This is a genomic window from Gluconobacter sp. P1D12_c (genome assembly GCF_018812105.1).
GTDB classification, from domain to species: domain Bacteria; phylum Pseudomonadota; class Alphaproteobacteria; order Acetobacterales; family Acetobacteraceae; genus Gluconobacter; species Gluconobacter oxydans_A.
Map to the genome: position 1 here is coordinate 1 of NZ_JACSIQ010000062.1, position 895 is coordinate 895.

Sequence of the window (895 nt, forward strand, 5' to 3'; positions counted from 1 at the left end):
CTGCCTGGGTTCGCCTGCGCAAATCCAGATCCTGTATCCAGTCGAGCATGAAAACCGACCGCTCGATCCGGCCAACTTCACGCAAGGCCACAGCCAGACCATTCTGACGGGGATAAGATCCGAGCTTCCGCAGCATGGCCGAGGCCGTCACGGTTCCACTCCGAATGGATGTGACCAGACGCAGCAGGTCGTCCCAGTGGGCCGCAACATGATCGGTATTGATCGGGTCACCGGCCATTCCACTCAGGAGATCACCGGGGCTTTGATCTGGAAACAGGTGAAGTTTCCGCTCTTTCAGATCCCGTATCCTGGGCGCAAATCGATAACCAAAGAAGGGCATCAGCCCGAAAACATGATCCGATGCCCCACCCGTGTCGGTATAATGCTCTTCAATGGAAAGCCCGTTGGCATGATACAGCAGCCCATCCAGAACATAGGGTGCTTCACCGGCCGTCGCCGCAATCACCCGGGTCGAAAACGGATCATACTGATCGGAGATGTGGGTGTAGAAACTGACGCCCGGTTCACTGCCATTGCGCGCATTGATATCGCTGATCGCAGCGCCTCTGCCACCTGCATGAAACAATTGACCATCACTTGAGGACGATGTGCCGTCTCCCCAGAGTGACGCCAGGGGCAGCCCACGATGGGCTGCAACCATACGGCCAAGGGCTTCGGCGTATCCGGCCTCGCTGATATGCCAGTCATGCAGATGCGCCAACTGGCGCAGGGTGGCACCCTGACAGGTGTCGGCCATGCGTGTCAGACCAAGATTAATCCCATCCGCCAGGATCACCGTCAGCAGGGCGTTTTTGTCATCCGCGACACGGCTGGAACGGCGATGGGTAAAGCAGTCGGTGAAGCTGATCCAGCGGTCCACTTCCAGCAGAAGATC

Annotated in this window: 1 protein-coding gene; it reads right to left on the reverse strand. The window is 58.0% G+C overall.

Annotation, left to right across the window (positions count from 1 at the left end):
• A partial coding sequence (locus KP705_RS15485) for a Tn3 family transposase (RefSeq protein WP_215764799.1) occupies window positions 1–895 on the reverse strand: 895 nt, incomplete at both ends.